We start from the raw sequence: 25,254 nt of genomic DNA on the forward strand, positions 1-25,254 counted from the left end.
TTATTATCATAAGGGAATACATAATGAACAGAAAAGTTCTGGCACTGCTTGTCCCGGCGTTATTAGTGGCAGGCGCAGCAAATGCGGCTGAAGTTTATAATAAAAATGGCAACAAACTCGACCTGTACGGCAAAGTTGATGGTCTGCGTTACTTCTCTGACGATGCAGGCAGCGACGGCGACCAGTCCTACGCCCGTATTGGCTTTAAAGGCGAAACGCAGATCAACGATATGCTGACCGGCTATGGTCAGTGGGAATACAACATGCAGGCGAGTGGCACTGAAGGTAACAGGGATACGTCCTGGACTCGTCTGGGCTTTGCCGGTCTGAAATTCGGCGAGTACGGCTCTTTCGATTATGGCCGTAACTATGGTGTTATCTACGACGTTGAAGCCTGGACCGATGTGCTGCCGGAATTCGGCGGTGATACTTATACCCAGACCGATGTATATATGCTTCAGCGTGCTAACGGCCTGGCCACCTATCGTAACACCGACTTCTTCGGCCTGGTGGAAGGCTGGAACTTCGCGCTGCAATACCAGGGTAATAACGAAAGTGGCAATAACGGATTTGGCCAGGAAGGCTCCGGTAATGGAACTAACCGCGGTACAAATAAAGAAAACGGTGACGGTTTCGGCCTCTCTACCTCTTATGACTTTGACTTCGGGTTAAGCCTGGGAGCTGCTTATTCAAGTTCTGACCGTACCGATGCCCAAGTAGGTAATGGATATGGTGATGGTCATCGTTACTATGGCAACAATGATGCCGGCGGTGAAACTGCCGAAGCCTGGACCGTAGGTGTCAAATATGACGCCTATAACGTATACCTGGCGGCGATGTACTCTGAAACCCGCAATATGACCTCTTATGGAGACAGCGACTATCACTCTGCAGACGGTAAGTTGGGTGGCGGCGGTATCGCTAACAAAACCCAGAACTTTGAAGTGGTTGCGCAGTATCAGTTCGATTTCGGTCTGCGTCCGTCCATCGCCTACTTGCAGTCTAAGGGCAAAGATTTAGGCGGCCAGGATATGGATAGCCATGGTAACTATCGTTACACCGACAAAGATCTGGTTAAATATGTTGACGTTGGTATGACTTACTACTTCAACAAAAATATGTCCACCTACGTTGATTATAAAATCAACCTGCTGGACGAAGATGATGACTTCTACGCAAACAACGGTATTGCAACCGATGATATCGTAGGTGTTGGTCTGGTCTACCAGTTCTAAGACGCCTTATGTTAGTCAAGCCCGTGCTTAGCGCGGGCTTGTTATTATAGGGCAAGAATTAAATAACGGATAACGGCGCAAAGACAGGTGACCTGGTTTCATTGGATAGATGAGGACAACGTCGCTTTTTTCAGGCGCTGTCTGCAAGAGAAATAACACCTTTGGGGAAAGGTAAATGCCACTATAGATGATGGATGTCAGCGTCTATAGATGATAATCATCCGGGCATAAAAAAGCTCCTGTACGGAGCTAATATGAATTATTTTCTAAAATCTAGCGGAACCTGCCCTGAGCGAATGTATAATCCAACATTATCAAAAGTGATCATGGTTGACTTACAAAAAATACATTTCGCGCCAAACGGGTTTTGCTCAGTAACATCGAATGTCGATGTTCTGTATTGTGAACCATGGCAACATGGACACCGGAAGTGAATTTTATTAGTAATATCAGTTGCCTTAAAGCGCCACAACGTTAACCGCTGATGGACCTTTTGGTCCCTGCTCTACTGAAAACTCCACTTCCTGATTTTCATTCAGAGTGCGGAATTCATTACTTTGAATGGCTGAAAAATGCACAAACACATCTTTGCTGCCATCTTTAGGCGTAATGAAACCAAAGCCCTTTTCAGGGTTAAACCATTTTACTAAACCAGTGATTTTCGTCGTCATAATATTGTTACCTTTCGAATGAGCCCTTGGGCAAAATGGCCTGAAGAAAATTATCAGAGAGAAAAAAACCTAAAGGAGATCTCAAGAGGAACAAATGATGAGAAATATTACAATCACTACTTCAGATAAGTTTGTATCAAACCGCACAACCATTAACGCACGGTTAACAGAACATAGCAAGCTTTAGTTTTGTTAAAAAAATATTAATTGTTTTTTTAGCATTATCACGCTGATTGCCATACTCTTTTTATCCATGCCCGGCGCTACGGCTGAAACCTGGCGTAAATAAGTGACGTCTCACAACGCCTACCTGGCAATAAACGCGCCACATTTCCTGATGTCGTAAACCAGGATACATGCGCCTCATCGTGAGAGGTTCCTGTGATCTTGTGCGACCAAAACCGGTTAGAGAACGGGGATGATTTGGCAACTATCTCATGCATTGATCGCACAAGTTACTTAACACGCAGTAGATCAGAGTATCTTGTGGTGTACCGAGGCGAAAGCATTTCTCGCTTCATAGCCCACTGTTGCGACATCCCCTGCCCAGCGAAGTACAGCGTCCCCTTCCCGTCTTTTGCGTTAAGATGGTCCAGTACTTCCATCAACTTCGCACTACCGGCGCGCGGCGCGTTATCGTCGAAAAGGTTGAGTTGCGCTACGCCCTGACTGAAGAAGTCACCCAGCATCACCCCCGCTTTCTGGTAGCGATGGCCGTCGCGCCAGATTTTATCCAGGCATTTCACAGCCGCATTGATAATGTCGCGTGAATCCTGCGTGGGGGTGAGAAGCGTCACCGCGGCGCTGTTACCGTAGTAGGGCTCGTTCAGGGCAAAGGGTGATGTTTTGACGAATGTTGAAATGAAACGGCAGTACTGGTGCTCGCCGCGGAGTTTTTCTGCCGCGCGCGCAGCGTAGCTGTAAACAGCCTGGCGCATTTCCTCATAGTCTGTGACCCGCTCGCCGAAAGAGCGACTACAAACGATTTCCTGCTTTGCCGGCGCAAACTCTTCGAGCTCCAGACATGGCTCTCCGCGAAGCTCTCTCACGGTACGCTCCAGCACGACATTGAAGTGTTTCCTGATGATCCAGGTACTTTGTTCAGAGAGATCGAGAGCAGTCTTGATGCCCAGGGCATTGAGCTTCTTACTGATGCGCCTGCCGACACCCCAGACATCCTCCACGGGTATCAGGGCCAGCAGCCGACGCTGGCGATCGATGTTCGACAAGTCAACCACCCCGTCGGTCTGGCGCTGCCACTTTTTCGCAGCATGGTTAGCCAGCTTGGCAAGGGTTTTCGTCTGGGCAATGCCTACACCGACAGTCAGGTGCGTGCGCTTCAGGACCGTCGCTCTTATCTCACGCCCGAAATCTGTCAGATCCCGGCAGTTTCGTACCCCCGTCAGATCACAAAAGGCCTCATCAATGCTGTAAATTTCTACCCGCGGCACCATCTCCTCGAGTGTGGTCATTACCCGGTTCGACATATCAGCGTAAAGCTCGTAATTACTGCTGAAGCAAACAACACCGGATCGCCGGAAGCGTTCTTTCTGTTTGAAGTATGGCTCACCTGGTGCGATACCGAGCTGTTTCGCCTCGACGCTACACGCGATAACGCAGCCATCATTGTTTGATAACACCACCACTGGTCGGCCACATAAATCAGGACGAAAGACCGTTTCGCAGGAGGCGTAAAAGCTATTAACATCGCAGAGCGCGAACATAATCAACTGACCGCTTTAATGATAAAGGTCACCACCCCGAATATGTCGAGCGTGTCTTCACTGCCGACAGGTATAGGTCGATAGGCGCCGTTCATGGGGATTAACTGCACTGTCGGGCGCAACTGCAACCGTTTTACGGTGAACTCTCCTTCAATTGCCGCAATTACAATGTCACCGTGGTCAGCGTTCCGTGAGCTATCCACCACCAGCAGGTCGCCGTCGCTGATGCCTGCTTCAATCATTGAATCACCCGTGGCTTTGACAAAATATGTTGAGCTGGGATGAGAAACGAGCAACTCATTAAGATCGATACGCTGCTCAATGTAGTCCGCTGCGGGGCTGGGGAATCCACACGGCACTAAGTAACTGAAAAATGGGAGAGGAATAATTTCGCGCAACTCTGTAGGTCTGAAAAATTCCATAATCCATACCTCGAATACTGTTTTTATATACAGTAGTATTATTTAAACATGCGCGCAAGATACTGGAGTCGCTGCGGCTGTTGAAATCTTCGTCGCTTCGTTTGTAAGTTTCTCTCTCAGTTCAAATTATGCGTTTTGTAAATTTTCCGGTTGTATTGTCATGTGTGCATATTTTAGCCAGTCTGGAGGCCACATTTTCTGTACAGCGTCGACAGCCCCGCAGCGTAAGTTATCGCCACGCGCCAGCGCGTTTCCCTGACAGCAATTAATCTTTCGCCCTGCGCCCATGTCTACAGGGGAACATGTCGGGCAACAGGCCGGGTGCGACGATGACCGAGGACGACGGCGTTAAGTCGCCGCGAGTGACATCACTGTGAATCCCGATGGGGTACAGCGAGCTTCATGAATTTACTAAAAATATAACAGACACAAAAAATAGTTTTATTTTTCATTATGATTAATATCAGTTTGCATATTGGAAATAAGAATAACTGACCAGAACACCATGATAAACACTGACAACAAATTAAAAGCGTAGTATTTTTGATTTACGGCAACAAAATTAATAAGAGTCATGGCAGCTAAAAAACTCTTTTTCTTTTCCTGTACAAATAAGATAAAAATCGCTTCATCCACCACCGCAAGAATATGTATATTATCTGTTATTACTATTTCGATAACACAATATCAAATTAAATATATCTCTATTACCTATCCATTAGTGTAATTTTCTTAAACTGAAAATTTATCATTTACAGCCCAAACTCTTACGCATTTTTTCTTTTAATGGCTCGGCTACTTCTGGACGTAATTTTGAGTATAAATTTTGTACATTTTCACAGCCAGCAGGTTGGCCTGATGATAAAGGTTCTATTTTCGTCAGGATATTCCACAAAATATAAATTGCAAATGCGATTAGCATTATACTTAAAAAATAAATACGGATACCCCGAGCATTAAACAACGCAGGGACATTTGATGTTTCTTGTTTAACGGATGGCACATAATTTACGACTGGAGCAGCAACCTCAGGAATAACAAGTTGTTTTCCATACGGAACGAAGTATGCAGAAATATGCTCTGGGCTATAACGCTGTTCAACACGTTTCCACTCATCTGACGGAATGAGTAAGAACGATAATGTATCACTAAAAGTGCTGTTCTGATATACCCGCAAAGTATATCCATTATTAGCCAATATATGCTCAATGCGCACCAGCTCTGCATCAAAACCATCACTTCCCATTGGGTAGTGATGAAACACATACTGCGCATCAACCAAATTTATCGTTGCTGTTTCAATCTCACTATCATAATCGAATTTGACCGTGACAGGCTTCTCTCCCTGATTATCTGAAAGTGCCTCAAGCAGGCTAAAAGTTCCCTCTTTCCAGTCAATATTAATTCCGTAGATACTCATAAACAGCGCCTGGTAGTCCTCTAATGCAGACTCAGACAGCCACGGCTCTTTATGTTTCTCCAAAAAAAATTTACGCCTTAAAGAGGCTTGTTCATCATCATTGGCAGCAAAAAAATCAAAAAACTCATCCTGTTCTGGTAATTGCATCGTGGTTCCATCCAGTATTTTATTAATCAAAAATCGATCCCAGCAGCTAATTTCCCCTGCTGTCTATGATAGAATAGAATATGTGATCTCAAAGCGTCAAGATGACAAGACCAAACGAGCACGCATCCATTCAATAAATGAATAAACCCTGTTAATACAAATAGTTTTAAAAATGATTCATCTGGACAACTGAAATTATCTTTATACTGATAGCAGTACAGCCATTTCTGTAAGTTTAAATGACAAATAAAAAACACGGACAAATCGTTTTACGTTATTTCCAATATTTTTCAATGTCTGCCCTCTGTTTTTTTACGTAATCTCTATGTTGTCGCGACGGGAACAATAATAGCGAATTCGCGTATGACGTTTTAGGGGCATTCATAAAAGAGTTTTTTGAAAAACATGAAGGGAGATGAACGGAAAAAGGTTCGTTAAGGCTGGATGCGATCACGTTCGCTTACGGCGAACGTAACCCTTTTTACCTGGCTGCATTTTTCTTCTTCTTTTCGTCCTCAACATGCTTATCAACAGGTGAGTCTTTTAAGCGATTGTTTTGCATGATGTCATCTTCAAGCGATTTTAGATAGCTTGCATCAGTCAGCAAGGCTATTGCCAGCGTTTTCGCATAAAATTGCGCGTGGCTTCGTGTCGTAGGATTTACCGCGTAGGTTCTGGCAAGCTCATGTCCAGGGGAGGCGGTATCACCACTGAAAAAGATTTCGCCTCTTTTCCTCCATCCTCCAGCAATCCATTTCCTTTAAGATACCCTTACAAGATCCGTGTGAAGCAACGGCAGTTAAACTGTTTTGTCACCAGAGATGTGAGATGGGCGTTGCAAAAGAGTGTGAGCTTGTGAGCTAAAGAAGATAAAAGTGGATGCCCGACGCGCAGCAAAATGGTAAAAAACAGCATCAGTAGTAAGAAAAATCGAGCGAGTGAAAGAAATTTTAATGCAGGGATTTATGTATGACGAAATCAAAAACGCTTTGTCAGTGATTGATTTTGTTGAATGATTGGCGGAGAGAGGGGGATTTGAACCCCCGGTAGAGTTGCCCCTACTCCGGTTTTCGAGACCGGTCCGTTCAGCCGCTCCGGCATCTCTCCGTATATTGCAATGATGCCAGGTAATTTGGCATTTTAACAGACCCTATTCGGGTAATTTTGTTCAAGTGACGAGTTTACGAGCAAAACGATGATTAAGTGGCCCTGGAAAGCACAAGAAATAACCCAGAACGAAGACTGGCCGTGGGATGATGCGCTGGCTATACCTCTTCTGGTAAACCTCACCGCGCAAGAACAGGCTCGGCTTATTGCGCTAGCCGAACGTTTTTTGCAGCAGAAAAGACTGGTAGCGCTACAGGGATTTGAGCTCGACTCGTTAAAAAGTGCACGTATTGCGTTAATTTTTTGCTTACCGATCCTGGAGCTCGGTATTGAGTGGCTTGATGGTTTTCATGAAGTGCTCATTTATCCCGCGCCCTTTGTGGTAGATGATGAATGGGAAGATGACATAGGTCTGGTGCACAGCCAGCGTGTCGTACAGTCGGGGCAAAGCTGGCAACAAGGGCCCATTATTCTGAACTGGCTGGATATCCAGGACTCGTTCGATGCTTCGGGTTTCAATCTCATTATTCATGAAGTCGCGCACAAACTGGATATGCGTAATGGCGATCGCGCCAGCGGCATCCCTTTCATCCCGTTGCGCGATGTGGCTGGCTGGGAACACGATCTCCACGCGGCAATGAATAATATTCAGGATGAAATCGATCTTGTTGGCGAAAGCGCTGCCAGTATAGATGCCTATGCCGCCACCGACCCTGCTGAATGTTTTGCCGTGTTGTCAGAGTATTTTTTCAGCGCGCCAGAACTGTTTGCTCCACGTTTCCCGGCACTATGGCAGCGTTTTTGCCAGTTCTATCGCCAGGATCCTTCTCAGCGCTTACGGGTAAGCGCTGCCGAAGGCGACTACGGCGAGGAATCCGAACATTAATTCCTCACTTTGTGGGTTAATTAACCAATTGAATTGGCGCGTTAATTTTACTGTTGACACGTTATAGCCGGCCCAGTATTATGCGCCTCGTTGAAACAATTCCTCTGTAGTTCAGTCGGTAGAACGGCGGACTGTTAATCCGTATGTCACTGGTTCGAGTCCAGTCAGAGGAGCCAAATTTAGGGAAGCAGACGTTCACTGACGTCTGCTTTCTGCATTTATATCAACTGATTAACCCCTTCTTCAGGTTCACTCTCATTTACTAAAAACCACTCGAAGCTATACCCTTTTGCTGGTAAAGCTGGTTCGATTTGCGTTTTACCAGCACGCGGAGGGAACCGTCATGTCACTGACTGATACTAAAGTAAAAAATGCCAGACCAGCGGAAAAGGCCGTCAAGATCGCTGACGGGTTTGGCCTCTATCGATTCAAAATACTGGCAGTCAGGCTATCGCTTTAATGGCAAACAGAAGGTGTTTTCTATTGGGGTTTACCCTGCGGTTTCTCTTGCTGATGCCAGACAACGCCGTGACGAGGTCAAAAGGCTGCTGGATCAGGGGATTGACCCGAACGCAAAAAACAGGCTGATGAAAAAATCCTTCAGGAAAAGCGCGATAAAACCCGCTCGTTCCGTGTCGTCGCCAAAAGCTGATGCACCATAATTCTGCCTATGATATTGACGGAAATCTTTTCGCCTGCACCAGAAATTTATCTGCCATTTCCGCTACCGGCGTCAGACTGCCTGTATCAACCATTTTCACAAAATATTTCACGTCTAAAGTTCATTCTACTCCCTGCCCTTAATCTCTACGGCGTTATGTCTCAGAATTATTTGCCAAGTGCCTGCCAGTTTTTCACGTTTCATCAGACGCTGGTACATAGCCATTGCGGTAAGGTCACAGCATTTGACTTGTGCAATTACAGACAAAGTTGCGCCATGCCGGAGCAAAGTAGGAATTAGATCAAAACTTCAACGCTTTGTTGTTTTTGTCAGCAAACAAACGCGCAACCTTATTTCCCCCTTTGACAAGCCGATCGCACATCGTTACTATGCGCCCCGTTCACACGATTCCTCTGTAGTTCAGTCGGTAGAACGGCGGACTGTTAATCCGTATGTCACTGGTTCGAGTCCAGTCAGAGGAGCCAGATTTTAGTTTCGGGACATCCTGGCGAGTCCGGAGACGTTTAAAAAACAAGAAATTATCTTTACCCGGTTGATCTGATAAGGTTTGCCGGGTTTTTTGACATCCATAGTTTTTGGGGCTTAATCGGGCCTCACGGTTCGTTGAGTAAATGGAGCCCCCTCCTATGGCATTAACCGATACCGCTGGCGGCACGCAGACCGATCCGGGTACAGGAAAACCGTCAGAAAATCCACCCGCCGCTCCCAATAAGCCCACTCCACCGAAAGAAGAAACGCCGCCCGGCGCGCCGGAGAAATACGCGTTCACCGCCCCTGAAGGTCAGGAACTCGATACCAGCGCGCTGGCGCAGTTCGAACCAGTGGCGCGTGAACTGAACCTGACGCAGGAGCAGGCGCAGAAGCTGGTGGACGTCTATCCGAAAGTGCTGGCGGGAGTGCAACAACAGCAAGCGGAGTCATGGCAGAAGCAAACAGAAGACTGGGCGGAGGTGGTAAATATCAGGCTGCATTACCTTCCCCCTTACAGTCCAAACCTGAATCCGATAGAACGAATGTGGAAATTAATGAACGAACATGCCCGGAATAATCGCTACTTCAGCAGTACGCGAGAGTTCAGGGACGCAATATCTGTCTTTTTTAACCAGACGCTGCCGGATATAGCGGACTCACTGACATCCCGAATTAAAGATCACTTTCAGGTGCTCACTCCCGCATCTTGAGGTTTATTGGGTATATAATCGTTAATAATCATCAGCGCGTTATTATCAAATTAAAAACAACGCGCTCGTAATACTTAAATTATTCTTACTGGTAACTGAAGAAAACTCTCTCCTGCCAGAATATGCTCCTCGCATCCTTTACATTAACTCTTTGTTTCTATAGCATGAAATAAGTTTCAGGGAGTTATTATTCATACAAGGAGAACATCTTGAAGAAAATATTCATAACAATTATAGTTTCATTATATTGCGCGAATATATGTGCAAAACAATCCCCCAGTACAGAATCCAAACCCGTTAATTTCATCGCCCAAATTGAAAATATCGATTTTAATAAAACCGCCATTAGCAGTGACCTGAAACTTTTACTCGCCGACCGTTATTATTTTAAAGATAAAACACCCTGTAATACTAATACCCTTTCTGCGCGCGCAGAATCAATGGGACTGACGACAGAAGAATATATTAATAAAATACGCAGTTTAAGACCGGCTATTCTCGATGACCGTTATTTTTACCTGACGGTCGATCAGTGCGATGCTGGCGGCACGCCCATGCTGACTGGAATCGAGCTATGTACCGAAGCGCTGTGCGGTGCCGAATACATGAAAAGATCGTCTGACTTGTGGCTGGATGATGAACTGCAACCGACGGTTAAACGTCAGGCAACAACAGTAGTCCATATGCCTCTCCCCTATGACAAAGAGAAAAAATTATGGAAAGTCACCGGCTGGTATCTGGAATCCTCAGAAGAAACAGGGGAGGTGATGCAGAGTAAACAGATAGCCTTTGAAGGCTATACCAACGAAGAAAACTTCGCTAACCGACAACGTGTTTCTGTATTTAAGTCTTTCTATGAAAGCGGCAATCTCAAAAGTATTTATCATTATAATGCGCAAAATAAGCGTGACGGAAAAGCTGAAACTTACTTTGATGAAAAAGACAAAATAGCGGAAACGCTGACGTTTAAAGATGGTCAACCCGAAGGGGAATACATCGTATACCATGAAAACGGAGCCGTTGAAAGTAAACGTTACTTTGCCCAAGGTAAAATTAAAGATGGCGAATGCCCACATTTTTATGATAACGGCGTTTTAAAACAAAAACACAGCTATTTAAATCAGAAACTGGAAGGCCCGGCATTTGAATATTTCCCTGATGGGAAAATAAAGGAGAAATATTCATACAGTAAAGGCACCATTGTCGGCACCAGTACGGAATATTATTCTACCGGTAAAATTCGTGGTGTTTACCACAGAAATAACCAAGGTGAAAACGACGGAACGTTCGAACAATACAGTGAAGAGGGCAAACTCCTTTCTAAAGCGACCTATAAAAATGGCAAACAGCTTTCTGCTCAGAGCTGGTATGGAAATGGGCATCCCAAAGAAGAATCCTCTTTTGATAGTGAAGGCCGTAAACATGGTGCGGTCAAAGAATGGTTCAGCAACGGAAAGCCTGCCTCATCCAAAATGTATAAACATGATGTGTTAGACGGGGATTCCGAAAAGTGGTACGAAAATGGTCACCGCGAATCAGTCTATCCCTATAAAAACGGTATGCTAAATGGGGACGCTAAGCACTGGAATGAACAGGGCAAACTCACCTATACCACCGAATATAAAGACGATAAAAAGCAGGGAGCCGATCGCCGCTGGAGCGAACGTACCGGTAAACTTGTTGAAGAGGTTATGTTTGCTAATGATGAAAGAAACGGCCTGAAAAGAGAGTTTAACGATCGTACGGGTAAGGTCTTAAGTGCGCTGCCCTATGTCGATGGCGACAAGGAAGGTACAGAAGAAGCCTATGATGAAGACGGCATAAAATACATCCGTTGTTACCACAACGATGAAGAGCTTTCAGAGCTATATGCGCCGACTGACCTCACCAATAAGGCAAAGCAGGGTGACAGCACTGCGCAATATCATTTAGGTAAGTATGAGTTTGAATGCACAAACTACGATGCGGCGATGAAATGGTTAACTCAGTCCGCAGAGCAAAATCATCCCGGCGCGCTTCTCTTTTTGGCCTATGCGTACAACGACGGTGATGGCGTAGCGCAAGACAGCAAAAAATATCTCTCCTATTTATTCAAAGCGGCAGAGCTTGGCGAAAGTGATGCGCAGTTAGAAGTGGGATATTTAAATCTTATCGGCGAAGGAATGCCGAAAAACCTGCCGGAAGCCTATAAGTGGATTAAAAAATCCGCTGACCAGGGAAATGCTCAGGCGCACTATAACCTTGGACTCATGTACAGGAATGGTGATGGCGTTGAGAAAGACCTCAACAAAGCCAAACTTCATCTTACAGCGGCGGTAAAAGGCGGCGTCAAACCTGCACTGGCAGCCTTAAAGGAATTAACGCCTCAAACTAAGTAAATATGACTTTGCTGTAAAGAGGCTATTCAAACGGAACTGAAAGGATACACGTTGCTATGAAATTTAAATTCGCCACATTACTCACAGCCGCCACGGTTTTTTACTCTTATCAGAGCGTTGCACAAAGTCAGCAATCGCCTGATGTCTGGTCAGTTGTCGAACAGAAACTGCAAAATGCCGTCCCTTTAAATGAAAACACTACTTTTAAATCGCAGGCAGCCTGGTTTGAATTACACAGGGAACTGTTTATGTACGGCCCGATGAGCCGTGCGGATGCATTACTGAAAAAGCTGGACACACAATCGAATGATGCGAAGTTTTCGCTAAACCATGAGGCCTCGTGGATCGCTGAAAATAATAGCCCGGATGCCGCGATGGTTTTCCTGTCCAAAATTGGTCTCGATAAACCGTCGAGCATTACCGCCTACGAGAGCTACGTTGATGGCTGGGTTAATCGCAAACAGCCTGAAAAAGCCTTAGCCCTTCTTAGCAAAAATGCCGACGCGAGGAATTTTTATTTAGCCACGGTTTTAGAATCCTGGCACTCAGAGCCTGATAAAACCGCCACTATTTATAATGAAAATTACGCTGATAAAATTGTTGTTCCTTATACTCAGCTAAAAATGCTGCTTATTATTGCGAAGCAGTACCATGCCAAGGGCGACACCGCAAAGGCGTTGGTTTACGCAGATAGCGCGCTGAAAATGTTTGATACGGCTATTGCTCAACAACCGAGTGCTGAAGCCTACCGTTATCAAGAGTATCTCGACCTGATGGAGATCTATTACGCCACGGGTAATAAAGAGAAGGCGATGGCGTTGTCTGCGAGATTGCGCAAAGCAACCGGCAATAAAGGAAGCTATTTCCAGTATTCATTACCGGGATTGCTCTCTTTTTATAAGAAAAACGAGCTGACACAGAATTATCAGGAGACGCTTTCAACCTATGTGACGCAGGTCGATAAAATATTCAATTTTGCCCCTTCGCCGCGCATTGAAATGGAGCTGATTGATTTATTAAGCAAGCTTGATGATGTTGCGCTGATGAATAAGCGTATCGATTTGCTGATGAGCGCGCCGGAATATACCTGCTACGACGACAGGTATTGCTACGAGTACAAAATCAAAGCGCTGAAGAATCTCTTTCAGCATAAGCAGAATGCTGTGGCGGAAAAGCATATCGCAACCCTCTCCGCCGAGGCGCAAACCCTGACGTTCGCCGAATGGGAAGATGCAACAAATGAAATGGGTGAAGTACTCAAAGAAATTGGTCATCCTGAGGCAGCGCAAAAATTAGCCGTCAGCGCCGAGGCGATTTACCTCAGCCAGGCAAAAGCCTGGCCTGATGAAGATATGTCGCGTTCCTTTCAAAGACTTGCGGAGCTTTACGGCTATGGCAACGACACGGTGAATGCCAAACGGGTGTTACACCAGCACGTTCCCTCTCTCGAAGAGGAGGCGATGATCGACCACTACATGAATGCAAAACAGTGGAGTCAGGCAAGGGAATTGATGATTAACGCAGATAGGGTCGATAATAAAAACCTGATGCTGTTACGCCAGATTTGTTCTGAAAACACGCCCGAGTGTCAGGAACATATTACCTTTACGCTGAAAAAATTAACCACGCAGGCGTCGATTACCCGCCAGGACGACACCGGTAATCAGCAGCTTTATCAGATTGGGAATATTTTTCACAGATTGGGTATCATACCGGGAGCGGAACAGCAGGCGCTGATTCAGGCGTTGTATAACAAGGCCGCAGAGACTAAAAAAGCCACGCCTTAATCGATTTACCCGCCCGGCCACCTTTCTCACATGCGGGAAGGCGGCGGGCGGGAAAAATCAATCGCGGAAGTTTTTGAACTGGAACGGCTGGCCCAGATTGCCGCCGCGCATCAGCACCATCGCTGCCTGCAGATCGTCGCGGGATTTACCGGTCACACGCACTAACGTAAATTCGAATCCAAACCCACAGAGATTACCGCAAGATATTAATGTTGACCCAACACCGCCTGCCGGAAGACCCGCGCTGGAACGCCCTGCACGAGGAGTTCAGCTTTGACGACGACGACAACCTGCTGGGCATGAACATGCCGCCCGAAGGTGGCGAGCATCAGGCGAAAGTCAAAGGCGACCGCCTGCTGCTACAGGGCAGACCACCACTATGAGTACGACGAGTTCGGCAATCCCATCGCTGACCGCTGGGGCAAGGCGCAGTGCCGGGAGCACCGATTTGAATGGAACGGCGAGCACCGGCTGGTGCGCTTTACCGACGTGCGCCACTATGATGATGAAGGCTTTCCGCGCCACTCGTGGCGCTATGAGTTCGATAATGGCGTGACCACCCTATATCCCTGTCCGACGCGAAAATCCTCAGTATCAAGCCTTCTGATAACCCCTTTAAGCTGATCGATTCTCACGGTCGGTATCTGCTTGTTAATCCGGGCTTGTGGGTCAGGCGCTCAAGGAGCGTGAAGTGTGGCGCAATGTTTTCGCCTTCCGGCGCGTTTCCTGGCATAGACGCGGTTATCGGCGACAGGTATCCGGCGATGGTGATGAAGCTCGCGGCACAATAAGGCCTTAGCGGGATGCAGAATCGCCTCCCGCTAAGGCTTCATTCAGCCGCTTTCCATATCACATAAATACGCCTCTTCCACTCCTGTCCAGCAGCAGGCGACAGCTCATTTCGTTAGCGAAACGGTGGCTCATTAAACGTGCGTAATTTACGTGAGTGCAAACGATCACCTTCTGCGCGTAGTAAATCAATAGCACGAATACCAATTTGCAAATGTTCTGAAATAGCCCCCTCATAAAACCGGTTTGCCTGCCCGGGCAGTTTAATTTCACCGTGTAAAGGTTTGTCAGAAACACAAAGCAGCGTGCCGTAAGGCACGCGGAAGCGATAGCCCTGGGCTGCAATCGTCGCGCTCTCCATATCAATCGCGACCGCGCGGCTAAGGTTGAATCGCAGCGCCGATGCGGAATAACGAAGCTCCCAGTTACGATCATCCGTGGTGACGACTGTTCCCGTGCGCAGTCGCTGTTTCACCTCTTCGCCGGGCATTCCGCTAACCGCTTTGGTAGCGTCGTACAGCGCACGCTGTACTTCCGCAATGCTTGGAATAGGAATATCAGGCGGCAGAACAGCATCCAGCACATGATCATCGCGTAAGTAGGCATGGGCCAGCACATAATCACCAATCGCCTGACTTTCTCGTAACCCTCCACAGTGCCCAATCATAAGCCAGACGTCAGGCCGCAACACGGCCAAATGGTCGCAAATCGTTTTAGCATTTGAAGGGCCGACACCGATATTTACCAGCGTAATCCCCTGCCCATCTGCCGTTACCAGGTGCCAGGCGGGCATCTGATGCTTCTTCCAGGCCAGATCGGAAATAGCCTCTTCCGGCGCTTCCGTTTCTGCCGTGATCCAAATTCCGCCGGCACAGGAAAGCGCGATATAGGGACTGTCAGGATCAAGAATTTGGCTGCACCCCCAGCGCACAAACTCATCGACATAGCGGGTGTAGTTGGTAAACAAAACGAAGGGCTGAAAATGTTCAACCGGCGTACCGGTATAGTGCCGTAACCGGGCCAACGAGAAGTCAACACGACGCGCGTCGAAGTGCGATAGCGGATAGAATTCGCCGGGGTGGAACAGACCGTCTGCCGTCTCATCGCCAATCTGCGCCAGTTCTGTGGTAGGAAAATGGCGCGTTAGCCCGGCGCTCATAGAACGATCCAGCGTCAGAGCCGAGCCATCGATCACATAAGGATACGGGATCTCATGGTGCGAGGCCTCTACCGCAATATGCGCGCCATAATCATGGTAAACGAGGTTAAGCTGTTCCAGAAGATAAGCGCGAAATAGCGCAGGCCGCGTAACGGTAGTGGTATAACAGCCAGGATGAGTAAAGCGTCCAAAAGCGCGTGTTTTAGGCGGGTTCGGTGTCGCGCCATCCCAGCTTACAGACAGCGAAGGATAAACAAACAGTCCGTTAAGCCTGGCGTGGGGATCGGGCAGCGTACCGTTATCAACATAGTCAGCGATGGCTTCACGGAGCGCGTTAACCGACTGCTCGTATAGCTCCTCCAGGCGATCCAGCGCCTGCTCGGGCGTTAGGTTTGTGCCTTTATTTTCCATATTATTCTCCTTAGCGTTCACAGGTGAGGCACGTCATTCGATAGTATGACAGCAAAGGAGGAAACTAAAGGGGTTAGCGTAGGGGTGGCGACAGTAAACATGAACCCTTTAAAAAGAAAAGAGAACTATCTTAGCGCCACCATCATCGCTCAAAAAGAAGGGTACTGGTACAGCCATTTGTTAAGTTCATTACAATTAGTCATATAACCATTTCCCGGCTTTTGCTGACTCGATCAGCATGCTGATAGTGAAATCTGGGACGGGTACAGGTTCCGTTTTCTTGAACGGATGCCATGAAAAAGGGTGATTAGGAAAATAGGTTTCTATTCTGAAGTTACCTCGCTCGACATTGAGTTTCTCGAAGAATTTATTCATGAGATCTTCGGCTTCAAGTTCATCAATGCTCAGATCAGTATCAAGGTCAATCTCTGGTGTTAATTCCACTTGCTTAATGTTGAACAGATATGTGCCAGCATAAGGCCGTACAAGCTCGTAAACTTGCTGTTCAATATTGTCTACCATAACTTATCATTGCCCCGAGCAATGGTATTGTAGTCGCGTATAGTGAGATATGTTATTTGTGACACATCTGCGGCAAGGATAATTTCCCCGATCAAAGGAATGAAACGTCCAACAAACGGCGCAATGTTACGAACCATAACACGTCTGGCTGTCCACGGGGTGTAACCGCCTAACCATGTCGGAAGGAATATTCCAAAGGGAAATTTTGACTTTTTAAACACTGCACGTGCAGTCCTGGACGCGTATGATGTGCCTTTAGTCGCTCCAGCGGGTTTCGCCCTTGTCCAAAGATTATTACGACCTGATGCCAAAGCAACAACAGCCCCGAAATCTGCAACACCAATCCCAAACTGGCTTGCGGTATTCTCACAAAAAATCATAACAGAAGTTCGGCAGCAGTCAGATTGGATTTTCCTGCATAGAAGTATGTTCCATTTAGTTCTTCTACTGTATCCATTAGAAACTCTATAGTTACTATTTTGGTTTACTTATTGTACGTCCTTGTTTCGAATGAAAGAAATCAATCTTTTGGGAAAGAACGGATCAAGATCACTGGAAATATCTGAAATCAGATGAAAGAGACAGTCGCGATTCCCACCAGGGGCATCACCTGGCAAGCTTGTGTAATCGCTCCGTTTGAACCGAACACATCTATATGTCAGCATACTGATACGGGTTTGATCTTGCGGATAGCGGTATCGGTTAATGCCATACGTGGGGGCTCCATTTTCTCAGCGAACCGCGAGGCCCCGATTAAGCCCCTAAAAACTATGGATGTCAAAAAACCCGGTAAACCTTCTCAGGTCAACCGGGTAAAGATAAGTTCTTGTTTTTTAAACGCCTCCGGACTCACCAGGATATCCCGAAACTAAAATCTGGCTCCTCTGACTGGACTCGAACCAGTGACATACGGATTAACAGTCCGCCGTTCTACCGACTGAACTACAGAGGAATCGTGTGAACGGGGCAAATATTAACGAGGTGCCCCTGGCTTGTCAAAGCCTGTTTTCACAAAAAAAGTTCGTTTGCTGCTTTATTCCACACTTCGGTTAAAATTCACCGTTTCCTGATGATTTTCACAGCAAAAAGCGCTTACTCCCTCTTTACGCGCGGGTATCTCCACAGCCAGCGCCCGCTTATCAGACGCCAGTAAAACAGTGCGCCACGCACGGCCCAGTCAAGAAACATCCCCAGCCAAACCCCTACAACCCCCATACCCAGCACAATACCAAGCGTATACCCTGCCACAACGCGACAGCCCCACATCCCCAGCATCGATACCCACATCGCAAATCGCACATCGCGCGCGCCTTTAAAACCCGACGGCAACACCCACGCGGCCGCCCAAATTGGCATAAAGGCAGCATTAAGCCAGAGCAGAACTTTCACTACCTCTTTTACGTCCTGCTCCTGGGTATAAAATGAGGCAAACAGACCCGCAAACGGCGCCGTCCCCCAGGCAATTGCCGTAAGTACGATAGTCGACATCCAGAATACATGGCGCAGTTGACGCTCTGCCTGACCAATTTGCCCGGTACCAAGACGCTTACCGGTGATAATAGTCGACGCCGAACCAAGGGCGTTACCCGGCAGGTTGATAAGCGCCGCCACGGAAAAGGCAATAAAGTTACCCGCAATAACGTTAGTGCCCATTCCGGCGACAAACATTTGCGTCAGTAGCTTGCCACCGTTGAACAGCACTGATTCAATGCTCGCCGGAATACCGATACCCATCACTTCCCAGATAATGCCGAAATTCAGCGGCTTCAGATAGCTTTTCAGCGGAATGCGCAGCGCCGGATTAAAACCAATCATCAGCACCCAAATAATCGCTACCGCGCCGATGTAGCGCGAAATGGTTAATCCCAGCCCCGCGCCGGCAAAACCCAGCCCTTGCCAGGAGAAAGCCCCGTAAATCAGGATGCTGCTGATAATAATATTGAGAATGTTCATCCCGCCGTTAATCATCAACGGGATTTTCGTATTCCCTGCCCCACGCAGCGCGCCGCTACCGATTAGCGCAATTGCCGCAGCCGGATAACTCAGCACCGTCAGTTCAAGGTACGTTAACGCCAGCCCCTTTACTTCTGGCGTCGCCTCGCCTGCGACAATATTAATAATTTCACTGCCGAAATAATGAATGACCACTGCCAGCACAACGGCAAATAGCGTCATAATCACCAGCGACTGGCGCGCCGCCGCCCTTGCGCGTCGCCTGTCGCGCTTGCCGAGGCTAAAGGCGACCACCACCGTAGTACCAAGATCGATAGCCGCAAAAAAAGCCATAATTACCATATTAAAACTGTCGGCAAGCCCCACGCCCGCCATTGCTTCCTTGCCCAGCCAACTGACGAGAAAAGTACTGAGCACGCCCATTAGCAAAACACAGGTATTTTCCAGAAAAATAGGGATAGCAAGTGGGGTGATTTCACGCCAGAACAACACTTTGTAGCTCTTGCGTTTGGCATACCAGGGCGTACGGACGACAGCCTGGCGTAAGGCAGTGGAGACGTTCAAAATGGACCTTAAAGAAGAGAGTTGAAACCACATTTCAATAATGAGCGAGAAATCGTAAGGCTGCAAAGCTTTTTGCAGAAAAAATGTCTGCAAATGCAACAAAGTGATGAGATAACCCGCAATCGAATCTGTAAGAGGTTAAATGGGGTTTGACAAAAATTTTTCCGCCGCTAATATACGACCCCACACGATTCCTCTGTAGTTCAGTCGGTAGAACGGCGGACTGTTAATCCGTATGTCACTGGTTCGAGTCCAGTCAGAGGAGCCAGATTTTAGTTTCGGGACATCCTGGTGAGTCCGGAGACGTTCAAAAAACAAGAACTTATCTTTACCCGGTTGACCTGATAAGGTTTACCGGTTTTTTTGATACCCATAGTTTTTTGGGACTTAATCGGGGGCCTCACGGTTCGTTGAGAAAATGGAGCCCCTGCCATGACACTCACTACTAATACAGATACTCCAGCCCATGAAAACCAGCAATGTGGCAGGATATTTAAAGGCCAGACCTGCCTGCGCTAATGTTGACCGGCATTCCGGAACGGCGCTCCAGCACCTCATTAACCCGCGAAGTATCAACGTCATCCCCTTTGATAAACGTGCGCAGCACTGGCGTAACGGGCAATGGAACTTTTTTGTCTGACTCAAATTCAGCACGGTTACGAGAAAGCGGTTCGTGTACCTCCAGCCAACGACTGCCATCCGGCTCTACCGAAAATTTAACGGGCCTGTCGATAATCTGAACGCGGGTTCCTACAGGAACATGGTCGAATAAATATTTAATATCGTCATTGCGTAAACGGATACAGCCCTGACTGACGCGAAGGCCGATGCCAAAGTTAGCATTAGTGCCATGGATGGCATATAACCTGCCGATATATATTGCGTATAGCCCCATAGGGTTATCCGGCCCCGCAGGCACCATCGCGGGCAGCGTTTTTCCCTCTTTAGCATATTCCCGGCGCGTATTAGCCGTTGGCACCCAAACCGGGCCATCTTGTTTGCGTTCAACCGCAGTTACCCAGTTGCGCGGCGTTTCACGGCCAGCCTGACCAATACCAATGGGTAGCACCTCAACCGTATTCGTGCCTGCGGGATAATAATAAAGGCGCATCTCGGCGACGTTTACCACAATACCTTCACGAACGGTGTCAGGCAGAATCAACTGCTGCGGCACTACCAGTGTGGAACCAGACTGAGGTAAAAACACATCCACGCCGGGATTCGCTTCAAGCATATTACTCAGCCCCTGACCGTAGCGGGCGGCAAATGACTCTAAGGGCTGAGTATTGTTCTGTGGTACGGCGATTGTGACAGGCTGTCCTACCAGACGACTGCCTTCGGGCGGCAACGGATAGCTTATAGCCAGCGAGAAATGGCTTACCAACAAGACGAAAAACGGAAAAAAAGGTGTGATACGACGCATTATATCCCTTCCTTTGTCGCGGCAGGTGTGCGTTAAGTATAGCTTTTTTCTCACATGGCTGGTGTTGTGCGCCCGGGTTATGTTGCGTTTGCGTTCCCCTCCGGCAGGACAATATTACTGGCCGCCAACTCCCCCATGTTGTGGAACATGGCGCACGCGGCTTCCACGATCGGCATCGCCAGCGCCGCGCCGCTTCCTTCACCTAACCGCATCGCCATATGCAAATAGGGTTCCATAGACAAATGCGCGAGCGCGATGCGGGCGCCCTTTTCCGCCGAAAAGTGCGACGGGATCAGATAAGGTCTCACCGCAGGCGCAATCTGACAGGCCGCCAGCGCTGCCGAGTAGGAAAGAAAGCCATCCAGCAATACGGGTAAGCCACACCTTGCCGCGCCAAGCATCACGCCGGTCATCCCGACCAGATCAAAACCACCCACCTTCGACAACACATCAATGCCGTCGCGCGGATTGGGCTGATTAATCGCAATCGCCCGCCGCACGACGTCCACTTTATTATCGATGCGGGAAGGCGGAAGATTCGCGCCAATCCCCACCACCTCTTTTGCATCACTTCCTGTAAAAACGCTGACCATCGCGGCGGCTGGCGTAGTGTTCGCCATTCCCAGCTCCCCTACGCCAAATAAGGTCACGCCGCGTTGCGCCAGGTCGCAGGTGTAGCGGGAAACCTCCAGCAAAAGCGCCTCAGCCTGCAAGCGACTCATCGCCGGGCCAACGGCAATATTTCCGCAGCCGCGCGCGACGCGCATATTAACTACGCCAGGAATAGGTTCGGCATCAATACCGACATCAATGACATGCACCTTCGCACCGGCCTGAGCGGCAAGCACGCATACGCCGGTTGTTCCCCGCGTCATATTCGCCGCCTGAATCGCCGTCACGATTTTGGGCGAAACCGCTACGCCTTCATCCCAGACGCCATGGTCGGCGCACATCACCAGCACCGCCTTTTCACCTACCTGCGGCGTACCGTTAAGACCCGGCATACCCGCGAGCTGAACGGCTAAGGTTTCCAGTCTGCCCAGGCTGCCCGGCGGTTTGAGCAGGCCGTCAATATGTTGCTGCGCACGCGCCATCGCCTCGGCGTCCGGCGCAGGAATGTCACGGAGTAAAGCGTGTAGTGTCTGCATAAGATGTCTCGTCCGTAATAATCGGCTCATAACAGAGCCAGCAGAAAGATCAATTCGCCAAGTTCGATCGCCGCGCCCAGCGTATCGCCGGTTTGACCGCCAAGCGTACGTTTAAGCAACTGGCCAAGGATGAAAATCGCCGCGCATGTGACCACCATTGCGGCCAGTCCTTGCATACCAGGCAGTAATACCGTGGCGATGATTATCGCCAATCCCAGAGTAATGCAGGTTTGCCGTCCGCTGACTTTACCGATAAATACATTGCCAAGCCCCTCTTCACGGGCGTAGCGATGACGGTACATCAATAAAACGGCGCTGCCGCGTCCGGCCGCACAGGCCGCTGCCAGCGCCGCCAACATTGGCGTTCCACGTAACGCCAGTTCGCTGACCACCAGAATTTTTGTCAGGAGCACAAAAATAAGCGCCAGCCCGCCATGGGTTCCCAGACGACTATCGCGCATAATCTCCAGCATTCGCTCACGGCGGCGCGCGGAAAAAATGCCATCGCAGGTATCGGCCAGCCCATCCAGGTGAAAACCACCGGTCAGCAGCGCCAGCGCCAGAATACAGAACAACGCCGCTAGCGGAATACCGCACCAGGGTTGCAGGAGGATGAAAATCAGGCCGCTTACGCCCCCCAGAATCAACCCGATAAAGGGAAACATCACGATCCCACGCGAATACTGCTCGAAATCCAGTCCCTGCGACCAGCGTGACGGCACGGGCAAGCGGCTAATAAAAGCGAGCATGGCCCAAAACAGCTTACTCATTTAATTTTGACTCCAATACCTGAGACCACCAGCCAGACCTCATCCGCCGCTGCCGCCAGTCGTTGGTTGACCCGACCGGCAATATCACGAAAATGGCGCGCCAGGCGGTTTTCCGGGACGATCCCCATTCCCACTTCATTTGTCACCAGTACCACTTTCGCCGGGCAGCGCTGGCAGGCTGCAATTAAAATCTGAATTTCATCGTCAATGGCGCGCTCCATCGCCGCGTAATCCCACTGTTCGGGATCGTTTTCGCCTCCCAGCGCAAACAGCAGATTCGTCACCATGGTGGTAATACATTCCAGCAAAATCGCGTCGTCAGGGGCAAGATCCGCGGTAATCAACGTATCAAGATGCCGCCAGCATTCTGCGGTCCGCCAGTGTGCCGGCCTGCCATCTTTATGATGCTGAATTCTCGCCGCCATCTCGTCATCAAGAATCTGCGAGGTGGCGATATACAGTACCTGCGGCGCATCGCCAATTAAGGCTTCAGCATGACGGCTTTTACCACTACGCGCCCCGCCCGTCACCAGAATCATCATACCGGCTCCTGATGCTGTTGCATGATGGTATAAATTTTATCAATATCAATATGTTGCCGCATCGCTTCCGCCAGCAGATCAAATTGCCGCGCTTTATGCTCCGCATAACAAAAAGTCGTTTCCCACGGCGCAAGTCCTTTTCGCGCCCGTAACCCATTGACCACCGCACGGGTAAACGCATCGCTGTCAAACAGGCCGTGAAGGTAAGTGCCAAACGCCAGTCCGTCGGCGGTGACCGCGCCATCCGCCACAGAGCATCCATTTTTCTGTAACGTCATGGCCGTACAGCATCCTTCCTGCAGCACCGTTTCCCCCATGTGAATTTCATAACCGCGTACCGGTAGCCCCGCCGCGGCAGCCAGCCAGCCGGGCAGCTCGCCTGACATTGTCGCGTTAACCTGCGTCGTGGTTTTATCCTGTGCAAAGCGAGTGATCGTATTAAGCAGCCCCAGGCCCGGCTGCGTACCCAGCCCCGACTCCACCTCATCCACAATGGTGTCGCCCAGCATCTGGTAGCCGCCGCAAATCCCCATCACCGGCACGCCCTGCCGATGTGTCTGCAATACCGCATCCGCCATCCCGCTTTCACGCAGCCAGGCGAGGTCGCTCAGCGTATTCTTACTGCCCGGCAGGATCACCAGATCAGCGTCAGTCAACGCTTCCGGGCGGCGAATATAGCGTATGCGCACATCCGGCTGCGCCGCCAGAGCGTTAAAATCCGTAAAGTTAGAAATATGTGGCAGTTGCACAATGGCAATAGTGATATCACGGGGGGCGTTACCGCGATATTTATCGTTTTGCAGCGCGACGCCATCTTCATCTTCCAGATCCACATCCAGCCACGGCATCACTCCCAGGACCGGGACGCCGGTAAGCGATTCGATTTGTTCGATACCGGAATAGAGTAGCGCCACGTCGCCGCGGAATTTGTTGATAATGACGCCCTTTACTCTGTCACGCTCCTGTTTATGCAGCAGCGCCAGCGTGCCATAAATAGCGGCGAATACGCCGCCCCGGTCGATATCCGCCACCAGAATAACCGGACACTGGGCCATTTCCGCCATTCCCATATTGACGATATCGCGATCGCGCAGATTGATTTCCGCCGGGCTTCCGGCGCCTTCCAGCACAATAACGTCATATTCCTGCGCCAGGCTGTTATAGACCGCAAGGATTTGCTCACGCAAACGCGGTTTATAGTCATGGTAACTAACCGCATCCATATTGGTCGCCACTTTCCCCATCAGCACGACCTGCGCCTGGCGATCGCTGGTCGGTTTGAGCAGCACCGGGTTCATACGCACATCTGGCGTGATCCCCGCGGCTTCCGCCTGAAAAATTTGCGCCCGCCCCATCTCTTTACCATCCGGCGTAATACCAGAATTAAGCGCCATATTTTGCGATTTAAACGGCGCGGTACGCAGACCATCCTGATAAAAAATGCGGCATAAACCCGCCGCCAGCACACTTTTGCCGACGTCGGATGCCGTCCCCTGCAACATAACTGCCTGCGTCATGACGCCTCCCTGAATGCGCACTTTTGCATTCGATGAAAAAACTCCGTTTCTGTTTTACACAGCGGCAGTCCCAGTTGAGTATGAAGTTTGACCAGCCAGGGCTGGGTTAGCCCCGCGTGTTCCATCGCTTCCGTACACGCGAAAACCTCGCCAGGCGCGCCATGCATCAGGATCTGGCCCTGGCGTAATACGTATACGGCATCGCTAATTTCATAAATAAGATCGATATCATGGCTGGAGATAATGACATGATTTCCCTGCGCCACAATCCGCCTGATGATAGCAAGCATCTGAGTGCGCCCAGCGGGATCGAGACCAGCAGTGGGTTCATCCAGCAATAGATAGCGCGCCTGTAGCACCAGCGCTCCGGCGATAGCCACACGTTTTTTTTGCCCATGACTCAAACACTGAATGGGCTGATGGCGAAAATGTTGGGCGTCAACCAGCGTTAGCGCCTCGTCGACGCGGCGCGTGATTTCCGCCTCCGGCACCCCCAAATTACGTAAACTAAACGCAATGTCGCTATCGATATCAGTATAAAAAATCTGCTGTTCAGGGTCCTGAAAAACCGTCGCAACTTGCTGGCGCAGCGCCAGTAGTCCGCGCTTGCTGTAATCCAGCGGTTTTCCCTGCCACAACACGGCCCCTTTTTGCGGACGCAACAGGCCGCTCAGGTTCATAAAAAGCGTAGACTTCCCACAGCCGTTCGCGCCCACCAAACCGGTAACAGGCGAAAGCGAAAAATCCAGATTTAACCCTTTAAGTACCGGCTCATCCTGATAACGAAACCACAGGTCTGAAGTGGCAAGCATAATA

Annotated in this window: 20 protein-coding genes, 5 tRNA genes and 7 pseudogenes; 13 read left to right on the forward strand and 19 right to left on the reverse strand. The window is 49.1% G+C overall.

The features are described 5' to 3' along the window. The first annotated feature begins 23 nt into the window (after positions 1–23). A complete protein-coding gene (gene ompC / locus J4613_RS04830; RefSeq protein ID WP_017465542.1) occupies positions 24–1,235 on the forward strand; it encodes a porin OmpC in 1,212 nt (403 codons plus the stop codon). Between the two features lie 259 nt (positions 1,236–1,494). Here the strand turns inward: ompC and J4613_RS04835 are convergent, their stop codons facing one another. The 7 genes and pseudogenes from J4613_RS04835 to J4613_RS04865 all read right to left on the reverse strand — a co-directional run bounded on the left by J4613_RS04835 (position 1,495) and on the right by J4613_RS04865 (position 6,726). Then, the gene (locus tag J4613_RS04835) at positions 1,495–1,683 is read right to left on the reverse strand and encodes a hypothetical protein (protein WP_024131163.1); all 189 of its coding nucleotides are present in this window, start codon (positions 1,681–1,683) and stop codon (positions 1,495–1,497) included. A 10-nt stretch (positions 1,684–1,693) separates the two neighbouring features. Further along, the gene (locus J4613_RS04840) at positions 1,694–1,906 is read right to left on the reverse strand and encodes a cold-shock protein (RefSeq protein WP_000208509.1); all 213 of its coding nucleotides are present in this window, start codon (positions 1,904–1,906) and stop codon (positions 1,694–1,696) included. A gap of 455 nt (positions 1,907–2,361) precedes the next feature. Beyond that, positions 2,362–3,630 carry a Y-family DNA polymerase gene (locus J4613_RS04845; RefSeq protein WP_086812112.1) on the reverse strand — a complete coding sequence of 423 codons (1,269 nt, stop codon included), beginning with the start codon at positions 3,628–3,630 and terminating at the stop codon, positions 2,362–2,364. 2 nt (positions 3,631–3,632) lie between these two features. Then, positions 3,633–4,052 (reverse strand): translesion error-prone DNA polymerase V autoproteolytic subunit, encoded by a 420-nt coding sequence (locus tag J4613_RS04850; protein WP_000394197.1) that lies wholly within the window; start codon positions 4,050–4,052, stop codon positions 3,633–3,635. A gap of 748 nt (positions 4,053–4,800) precedes the next feature. Then, positions 4,801–5,619, reverse strand: coding sequence for a hypothetical protein (locus J4613_RS04860; protein WP_023238927.1), 819 nt, complete (start codon positions 5,617–5,619; stop codon positions 4,801–4,803). A gap of 481 nt (positions 5,620–6,100) precedes the next feature. Next, positions 6,101–6,346, reverse strand: a pseudogene (locus J4613_RS22860) (hypothetical protein); the annotation flags it as partial. Between the two features lie 290 nt (positions 6,347–6,636). Then, a tRNA-Ser gene (locus tag J4613_RS04865) sits at positions 6,637–6,726 on the reverse strand. 88 nt (positions 6,727–6,814) lie between these two features. On the opposite strand from J4613_RS04865, the gene mtfA reads away from it, so the two are divergent. The 8 genes and pseudogenes from mtfA to J4613_RS04905 all read left to right on the forward strand — a co-directional run bounded on the left by mtfA (position 6,815) and on the right by J4613_RS04905 (position 13,640). Continuing rightward, positions 6,815–7,612, forward strand: a complete 798-nt coding sequence (gene mtfA, locus J4613_RS04870) for a DgsA anti-repressor MtfA (RefSeq protein ID WP_000598920.1) — start codon at positions 6,815–6,817, stop codon at positions 7,610–7,612. A 100-nt stretch (positions 7,613–7,712) separates the two neighbouring features. Then, positions 7,713–7,788, forward strand: a tRNA-Asn gene (locus tag J4613_RS04875). Between the two features lie 167 nt (positions 7,789–7,955). Then, positions 7,956–8,261 (forward strand): annotated as a pseudogene (locus J4613_RS04880) (Arm DNA-binding domain-containing protein); the annotation flags it as partial. 421 nt (positions 8,262–8,682) lie between these two features. Continuing rightward, positions 8,683–8,758 (forward strand) — tRNA-Asn (locus J4613_RS04885). Positions 8,759–8,920: 162 nt separating this feature from the next. Then, positions 8,921–9,241: pseudogene (locus J4613_RS04890) on the forward strand (peptidase); the annotation flags it as partial. Beyond that, positions 9,230–9,475 (forward strand): annotated as a pseudogene (locus tag J4613_RS04895) (transposase); the annotation flags it as partial. The pseudogenes J4613_RS04890 and J4613_RS04895, both read left to right, overlap by 12 nt. Positions 9,476–10,158: 683 nt before the next feature. Beyond that, a complete protein-coding gene (locus tag J4613_RS04900; RefSeq protein ID WP_111742543.1) occupies positions 10,159–11,853 on the forward strand; it encodes an SEL1-like repeat protein in 1,695 nt (564 codons plus the stop codon). Between the two features lie 56 nt (positions 11,854–11,909). Next, the gene (locus tag J4613_RS04905; protein WP_111742317.1) at positions 11,910–13,640 is read left to right on the forward strand and encodes a hypothetical protein; all 1,731 of its coding nucleotides are present in this window, start codon (positions 11,910–11,912) and stop codon (positions 13,638–13,640) included. A 57-nt stretch (positions 13,641–13,697) separates the two neighbouring features. Here J4613_RS04905 and J4613_RS04910 read toward each other — a convergent pair. Further along, positions 13,698–13,802: pseudogene (locus J4613_RS04910) on the reverse strand (DUF520 family protein); the annotation flags it as partial. A gap of 47 nt (positions 13,803–13,849) precedes the next feature. On the opposite strand from J4613_RS04910, the gene J4613_RS04915 reads away from it, so the two are divergent. Together J4613_RS04915 and J4613_RS22580 are read left to right on the forward strand one after the other, a co-directional pair. After that, complete coding sequence (locus J4613_RS04915) at positions 13,850–14,023, forward strand: hypothetical protein (protein WP_000957535.1); 174 nt, start codon at positions 13,850–13,852, stop codon at positions 14,021–14,023. A gap of 180 nt (positions 14,024–14,203) precedes the next feature. Next, positions 14,204–14,302 (forward strand): annotated as a pseudogene (locus J4613_RS22580) (DUF4102 domain-containing protein); the annotation flags it as partial. A gap of 242 nt (positions 14,303–14,544) precedes the next feature. On the opposite strand, the gene J4613_RS04920 reads toward J4613_RS22580, so the two are convergent. Then, the gene (locus J4613_RS04920; RefSeq protein WP_000428191.1) at positions 14,545–15,999 is read right to left on the reverse strand and encodes an AMP nucleosidase; all 1,455 of its coding nucleotides are present in this window, start codon (positions 15,997–15,999) and stop codon (positions 14,545–14,547) included. Between the two features lie 45 nt (positions 16,000–16,044). On the opposite strand from J4613_RS04920, the gene J4613_RS04925 reads away from it, so the two are divergent. Continuing rightward, positions 16,045–16,206: a hypothetical protein gene (locus J4613_RS04925; protein WP_001536381.1), complete on the forward strand. Its 162-nt coding sequence runs from the start codon at positions 16,045–16,047 to the stop codon at positions 16,204–16,206. Here the strand turns inward: J4613_RS04925 and J4613_RS04930 are convergent. The 4 genes and pseudogenes from J4613_RS04930 to J4613_RS04945 all read right to left on the reverse strand — a co-directional run bounded on the left by J4613_RS04930 (position 16,195) and on the right by J4613_RS04945 (position 19,071). Next, positions 16,195–16,521 carry a DUF1493 family protein gene (locus J4613_RS04930; RefSeq protein ID WP_000228159.1) on the reverse strand — a complete coding sequence of 109 codons (327 nt, stop codon included), beginning with the start codon at positions 16,519–16,521 and terminating at the stop codon, positions 16,195–16,197. The two genes, J4613_RS04925 and J4613_RS04930, sit on opposite strands and share 12 nt — an antisense overlap. Beyond that, positions 16,515–16,978 (reverse strand): annotated as a pseudogene (locus J4613_RS04935) (STM2901 family protein). Before J4613_RS04935 ends, J4613_RS04930 begins: the two are co-directional and overlap by 7 nt. Before the next feature lie 419 nt (positions 16,979–17,397). Continuing rightward, a tRNA-Asn gene (locus J4613_RS04940) sits at positions 17,398–17,473 on the reverse strand. A gap of 140 nt (positions 17,474–17,613) precedes the next feature. Further along, positions 17,614–19,071, reverse strand: a complete 1,458-nt coding sequence (locus tag J4613_RS04945) for an EmmdR/YeeO family multidrug/toxin efflux MATE transporter (protein ID WP_001669456.1) — start codon at positions 19,069–19,071, stop codon at positions 17,614–17,616. Between the two features lie 159 nt (positions 19,072–19,230). On the opposite strand from J4613_RS04945, the gene J4613_RS04950 reads away from it, so the two are divergent. After that, positions 19,231–19,306, forward strand: a tRNA-Asn gene (locus J4613_RS04950). Positions 19,307–19,531: 225 nt separating this feature from the next. On the opposite strand, the gene ldtA is transcribed toward J4613_RS04950, so the two are convergent. The 6 genes from ldtA to J4613_RS04980 form a co-directional block, all read right to left on the reverse strand. Beyond that, positions 19,532–20,461, reverse strand: coding sequence for a L,D-transpeptidase (gene ldtA / locus J4613_RS04955; RefSeq protein ID WP_001252817.1), 930 nt, complete (start codon positions 20,459–20,461; stop codon positions 19,532–19,534). Positions 20,462–20,538: 77 nt separating this feature from the next. Next, a complete protein-coding gene (cobT, locus tag J4613_RS04960) occupies positions 20,539–21,609 on the reverse strand; it encodes a nicotinate-nucleotide--dimethylbenzimidazole phosphoribosyltransferase (RefSeq protein ID WP_001193983.1) in 1,071 nt (356 codons plus the stop codon). 26 nt (positions 21,610–21,635) lie between these two features. Further along, positions 21,636–22,379 carry an adenosylcobinamide-GDP ribazoletransferase gene (gene cobS / locus J4613_RS04965; protein ID WP_023204217.1) on the reverse strand — a complete coding sequence of 248 codons (744 nt, stop codon included), beginning with the start codon at positions 22,377–22,379 and terminating at the stop codon, positions 21,636–21,638. Next, complete coding sequence (cobU, locus tag J4613_RS04970; protein WP_000973145.1) at positions 22,376–22,921, reverse strand: bifunctional adenosylcobinamide kinase/adenosylcobinamide-phosphate guanylyltransferase; 546 nt, start codon at positions 22,919–22,921, stop codon at positions 22,376–22,378. Before cobU ends, cobS begins: the two co-directional genes overlap by 4 nt. Beyond that, positions 22,918–24,438, reverse strand: coding sequence for a cobyric acid synthase (locus tag J4613_RS04975; RefSeq protein ID WP_000189656.1), 1,521 nt, complete (start codon positions 24,436–24,438; stop codon positions 22,918–22,920). Before J4613_RS04975 ends, cobU begins: the two co-directional genes overlap by 4 nt. After that, complete coding sequence (locus J4613_RS04980) at positions 24,435–25,250, reverse strand: energy-coupling factor ABC transporter ATP-binding protein (RefSeq protein ID WP_000881540.1); 816 nt, start codon at positions 25,248–25,250, stop codon at positions 24,435–24,437. Before J4613_RS04980 ends, J4613_RS04975 begins: the two co-directional genes overlap by 4 nt. Between the last annotated feature and the right edge of the window lie 4 nt (positions 25,251–25,254).

Source organism: Salmonella sp. 32020114201800008SM, assembly GCF_017572025.1.
Classification (GTDB): domain Bacteria; phylum Pseudomonadota; class Gammaproteobacteria; order Enterobacterales; family Enterobacteriaceae; genus Salmonella; species Salmonella enterica.

Excerpts from the sequence above, each read along its gene's own strand:
- J4613_RS04850 (WP_000394197.1), bottom strand. The coding sequence starts at position 4,052 with ATGGAATTTTTCAGACCTACAGAGTTGCGCGAAATTATTCCTCTCCCA.
- J4613_RS04945 (WP_001669456.1), bottom strand. The coding sequence starts at position 19,071 with ATGTGGTTTCAACTCTCTTCTTTAAGGTCCATTTTGAACGTCTCCACT.
- cobU (WP_000973145.1), bottom strand. The coding sequence starts at position 22,921 with ATGATGATTCTGGTGACGGGCGGGGCGCGTAGTGGTAAAAGCCGTCAT.
- J4613_RS04925 (WP_001536381.1), top strand. The coding sequence starts at position 16,045 with ATGACAGCAAAGGAGGAAACTAAAGGGGTTAGCGTAGGGGTGGCGACA.
- ldtA (WP_001252817.1), bottom strand. The coding sequence starts at position 20,461 with ATGCGTCGTATCACACCTTTTTTTCCGTTTTTCGTCTTGTTGGTAAGC.
- J4613_RS04840 (WP_000208509.1), bottom strand. The coding sequence starts at position 1,906 with ATGACGACGAAAATCACTGGTTTAGTAAAATGGTTTAACCCTGAAAAG.
- J4613_RS04915 (WP_000957535.1), top strand. The coding sequence starts at position 13,850 with ATGTTGACCCAACACCGCCTGCCGGAAGACCCGCGCTGGAACGCCCTG.
- J4613_RS04860 (WP_023238927.1), bottom strand. The coding sequence starts at position 5,619 with ATGCAATTACCAGAACAGGATGAGTTTTTTGATTTTTTTGCTGCCAAT.
- J4613_RS04980 (WP_000881540.1), bottom strand. The coding sequence starts at position 25,250 with ATGCTTGCCACTTCAGACCTGTGGTTTCGTTATCAGGATGAGCCGGTA.
- J4613_RS04975 (WP_000189656.1), bottom strand. The coding sequence starts at position 24,438 with ATGACGCAGGCAGTTATGTTGCAGGGGACGGCATCCGACGTCGGCAAA.
- mtfA (WP_000598920.1), top strand. The coding sequence starts at position 6,815 with ATGATTAAGTGGCCCTGGAAAGCACAAGAAATAACCCAGAACGAAGAC.
- J4613_RS04900 (WP_111742543.1), top strand. The coding sequence starts at position 10,159 with ATGCCTCTCCCCTATGACAAAGAGAAAAAATTATGGAAAGTCACCGGC.
- cobT (WP_001193983.1), bottom strand. The coding sequence starts at position 21,609 with ATGCAGACACTACACGCTTTACTCCGTGACATTCCTGCGCCGGACGCC.
- cobS (WP_023204217.1), bottom strand. The coding sequence starts at position 22,379 with ATGAGTAAGCTGTTTTGGGCCATGCTCGCTTTTATTAGCCGCTTGCCC.
- J4613_RS04905 (WP_111742317.1), top strand. The coding sequence starts at position 11,910 with ATGAAATTTAAATTCGCCACATTACTCACAGCCGCCACGGTTTTTTAC.
- ompC (WP_017465542.1), top strand. The coding sequence starts at position 24 with ATGAACAGAAAAGTTCTGGCACTGCTTGTCCCGGCGTTATTAGTGGCA.
- J4613_RS04845 (WP_086812112.1), bottom strand. The coding sequence starts at position 3,630 with ATGTTCGCGCTCTGCGATGTTAATAGCTTTTACGCCTCCTGCGAAACG.
- J4613_RS04930 (WP_000228159.1), bottom strand. The coding sequence starts at position 16,521 with ATGGTAGACAATATTGAACAGCAAGTTTACGAGCTTGTACGGCCTTAT.
- J4613_RS04920 (WP_000428191.1), bottom strand. The coding sequence starts at position 15,999 with ATGGAAAATAAAGGCACAAACCTAACGCCCGAGCAGGCGCTGGATCGC.